The sequence below is a fragment of the Actinomadura sp. CNU-125 genome, from assembly GCF_001942465.1.
Classification (GTDB): domain Bacteria; phylum Actinomycetota; class Actinomycetes; order Streptosporangiales; family Streptosporangiaceae; genus Spirillospora.
Genome location: NZ_MKJY01000376.1, coordinates 1 through 3965, shown reverse-complemented (window position 1 = coordinate 3965; position 3965 = coordinate 1). Strand labels below are relative to the sequence as shown.

Below are 3965 nucleotides of genomic sequence, written 5' to 3'. Positions count from 1 at the left end.
TCTACCACGCAATCGATCAGCGCGCGCGGGAATCGGCGGCCCCGGATCAGGACTGCTTGCCGTGCCGGATCCGGTGCGCGACGACGAGCCCCAGGTAGGAGCCCAGTTCGATGGTGTAGCGGCGCCAGAGGCGGCGCGGTTCGCGGGCGAGCCGGTACAGGAACCCGACCCGCAGCCGCAGCACCCAGGACGGGTAGTACTCGCGGCGTTCGGCGAGATGCTCGAAGTACGCGCCGCACGTGATGATGACGGGCGCGTCGATGCGGTCGCGGTGGTCGGCGACGAACTGCTGCTGCAGGGGCGTCCCGAGACCCACGTGCAGGATGTCGGGCGCCGCCTCGTTGATCTCCGCGATGAGCCGGTCGGCCGTCTCGGGCGGCAGCGCCCCGTCCTTCGCCCAGTGCCCGTGCTGGGTGCCGGCGATGGACAGGCCCGGGAACCAGGCCCGCAGGTTGTGTGCGGCCTCCTCGGCGACGCCGGGCGCGTTGCCGAACAGGAAGACCCGCCAGCCTTCCTCGGCGGGCTGCCCGAACAGGTCGTCGGTCAGGTCGTCGTTCGCCATCCGGCCCGGCACCGGACGGCCGAAGATCCGCGCCGCGAGGACGACGCCCCAGCCGTCCGGGAGGTTGAGGTCGAACCCGTTCATGAGGTCGCGCAGCGCGCGGTCCTTCTGCGCCTTGCGGACGTAGTCGGGGTTCGCGAACGTGATCGTCAGCTTCGTCCGGTCCTTGACGGCGGCGGCGACGAACTCGCGCAGCCGCCCGGCGTCGATGCGGCTGACGCGCACGCCCAGCACGTCAACGGTCTGGTGCCGCCATCGATCGTCCACTCGCGCCCCGCTTCCCCGCCGTTCCGGCCTCGCCCGGAAGTCCGGTCGGCACTGTATCCCGCTTTCTCCGGCCGACGAGCCAGGTCCCGGCGGCGGCGACGGCGATCGCGGCGATCGTCCACGCGAGCGGGACGACGCCGACGCCGAACATGTTCAGCGCGGAGGCGACGAGGACGACGACGAGCAGGCGGCGGATGAGCCCGGCAGGGGCGCGGGAGGAGATCTTCGAGCCGAGGTAGACACCGGGGATCGACCCGACGAGCAGCGCGGCGGTGACCTCCAGGCGGAACTCGCCGAAGAACAGGTGGCCGAGCGCGGCGGCGAACACCAGCGGGACGGCCTGCAGCAGGTCCGTCCCCACCAGGTGGTTCGGCTTCAGCGCCGGGTACAGCAGCAGCAGGGCGACGATGATCAGCGACCCGGATCCGACCGAGGTGATCCCGACGACCAGCCCGCCGACCGCGCCGACGAGCACGGTCGGGACGGGACGCACGGTGATGCGCCCGTCCGCGTCCTTCTCGTGCTTCTCGTCCCCCTCGGACGGCCGGGCCCGCCGCGACAGGACGGCGCGGACCAGGATCCCCGAGGCGGCCACGAGCAGGGCGATGCCCATCGCGAGGCGGATGATGTCGTGGACGGCTTCCCCGTCGCCGAGCGCGCGCGGGATCAGCACACCGCAGAACGCGGCGGGGACCGACCCCAGGCACAGCCACCCGACGAGCCGCAGGTCGACGGTCCCCTCGCGGTAGTGCACCGCGCTCCCGACGGGTTTCATCACCGCGGACGCGGCGAGGTCGCTGGACACCGCCGCGAGCGGGCTGACCCCGAAGAACGTCACGAGCATCGGCGTCATCAGCGCGCCGCCGCCCATGCCGGTGAGCCCGACGACGATGGCGACGAGGAACGAGCCCAGCGCCATGGGCCAATCGAAGTCCATCGCCATGACCTACCAGACATATAGGGAAACTGGCTATTACGGTAGGGGACGTGCCCCGGGCTTCGTAACCCGGGGAGGCCAGGACAAACGACACACCGGACGGAACGCCCCGCACCCCTTGACGCGTACGGCCGGAGGGCGCATCGCGTTGAGCGTGGACCCCGCCTCCCCGAGGCCGGCGCACGCCCGTCCGGTGGGACCCGCGCTACCACGGCCACGCCCCGGTCGGCCTCCGCGCCCCGGTGGCGAGCCTTCCTCCGTTGAACTCGGGGGACCCGGGTGCCCCCTGGGCGGGGGCAGGGCGGGTCAGGCGGGGCGGATCCAGTTGCCTTCGGTCAGCAGGTCCAGGACCCGGGCGACGGCCTCGTCGGGGGATAGCCGCGAGGTGTCGATCGTGAGGTCGGCGTCGTCCGGGACCTCGTAGGGGTCGGAGATGCCGGTGAACTCGGGGATCAGGCCCGCGCGGGCTTGGCGTACAGGCCCTTGCGGTCGCGGCGCTCGCACTCCTCCAGGGGCGTCGCGACGTGCACGAGGACGAAGTCGCCGTGGGCCTCGACCATGCGGCGGACCTCGGCGCGCGTGGCGGCGTAGGGGGCGATCGGGGCGCAGATCGCGACGCCGCCGTGGCGGGTGATCTCGGCCGCGACGAACCCGATCCGGCGGATGTTCAGGTCGCGGTCGGGACGGGAGAAGGTGAGGCCCGCGGAGAGCATCGTGCGCACGACGTCGCCGTCGAGGAGGGTGACCGTGCGGCCGCCGCGCTCGATGACGGCGTCGGACAGGGCGCGCGCGACCGTGGACTTGCCGGAACCGGACAGGCCGGTGAAGAAGACCGTGATGCCGCGCGAGCGCTTCGGCGGACGGGCGACGGCGAGTTCGGCGGCGACGGCGGGCGGGGTGAACCAGTCCGGGACGGGCTCGCCCGCGTCGAGGAGTTCGCCGAGCCGGTCCGGGCCGAGTTCGGCCTGCACGTGGTCGGGTTCGATGCGGGCGACCGGGCGCCACACCTCGACGTCGGCGTCGTAGGCCCACGGTTCGGGGACGGCGATGGGGATCGGGGCGTCCTCGACCTCGCGTTCGGCGAGCAGGTGCGTCGCGCCGTAGGCGGCGGCGACGTGGGCGCGCAGGACGACGTCCCGGTCGGCGTCGCCGCGGTCGGGCAGCGGGACGGGGACGACGAGCGGGTTCCCGGGGAGTTCGCGGCGCACGGCGAGCAGGGCGCGGACGAGCGACTCGTCGTGCCGTCCGCCGAGCAGCGGCATGAGCAGGACGCGCGCGCCGAGCCGTTCGGCGACCTGGCGGATCTGGCCGAGCTGGCGGCGGTGCAGGAAGTCGCGGGCGGCGACGGCGAGGACGGGCCCGTCGGCGGGCTCCATCTCGTCGGGGCGGCGGCGCATGGCGTGGAACGGTCCGTGCGCCGGGGCGCGCAGCGCCTCCAGCGGGCCCGCGAACCGCTGCTCGCCGGACGTCGGGTCCTGCCAGCGCTCCTCGACGGTGAGGACGGCGAGGGGGACGCCCTCGGGGTCCTGCAGGACGATCCGGTCGTGTTCGGCGAGTTCCTTCGGGGCCGACAGGGTGACGGGCACGGGCCAGGCCGTGCCGTCGGCCAGCCGGCCTCCGGCGATCACCATCGCGGTGTCGAACGAGCCCAGGAAGCCCCTGAGCGGTCGGTAGACGCCGGCCAGGATCAGCTCCAGGTCGGCGAGCTCCACCGGTTCCGGCGTCCAGGCGGGCAGGTCGCGCAGCGTGTCGGGAAGGCCGGGTTCGGCGGTCACCGCGATCTCCGATCTTGCCCGGGACGTGCCGGGCTGATCCAGGTGGGAACGTGTTCGCGCAGGTAAAAATACTGCGGTCGCTCACGTGCCCGCATCTCCGGCACGCCCGTGACCGCGTCAGATGACCCGGGCGAAACGGTTCTCCGGTTTGCGGACGACGAGCATGACGTCGCTGTGCGCTGCGGTGAGGCGCCCGCGGGTGAACAGCGACACCACACGGCACAGCAGGTCGGCGGGGCCGCTTCCGGCCCCGAGGCCGTCGAGCGACGCCCGGGACGTGTACTCCTCGGCGACCATGAGCCCGCGCATCGTGCAGTACCAGCGCAGCCCCCGCAGGGACGCGACGCGGTCGTAGACGGCGGGCGGCGGTGCGGCCGCCGCGGCCACGGCGGCTCGCGCGGCGGCGGCGCGGCCGGGCCGGTCT

At 73.4% G+C, this 3965-nt stretch carries 2 protein-coding genes and 2 pseudogenes; all 4 read right to left on the bottom strand.

Features of this window, described 5'->3' with window-relative positions; translation table 11 throughout:
- Window positions 1-46: 46 nt before the first annotated feature.
- Window positions 47-787, bottom strand: a complete 741-nt coding sequence (locus BJF79_RS33935; RefSeq protein ID WP_262402954.1) for a WecB/TagA/CpsF family glycosyltransferase — start codon at window positions 785-787, stop codon at window positions 47-49.
- Between the two features lie 10 nt (window positions 788-797).
- Window positions 798-1766, bottom strand: a complete 969-nt coding sequence (locus BJF79_RS33930; RefSeq protein WP_075903587.1) for a sulfite exporter TauE/SafE family protein — start codon at window positions 1764-1766, stop codon at window positions 798-800.
- A gap of 306 nt (window positions 1767-2072) precedes the next feature.
- Window positions 2073-3451 (bottom strand): annotated as a pseudogene (gene cysC, locus BJF79_RS33925) (adenylyl-sulfate kinase).
- Window positions 3452-3658: 207 nt separating this feature from the next.
- Window positions 3659-3965, bottom strand: a pseudogene (locus tag BJF79_RS56190) (class I SAM-dependent methyltransferase); the annotation flags it as partial.

Coding starts and splice junctions, on each gene's coding strand:
- BJF79_RS33930 (WP_075903587.1), bottom strand. CDS start 1,766: ATGGACTTCGATTGGCCCATGGCGCTGGGCTCGTTCCTCGTCGCCATC.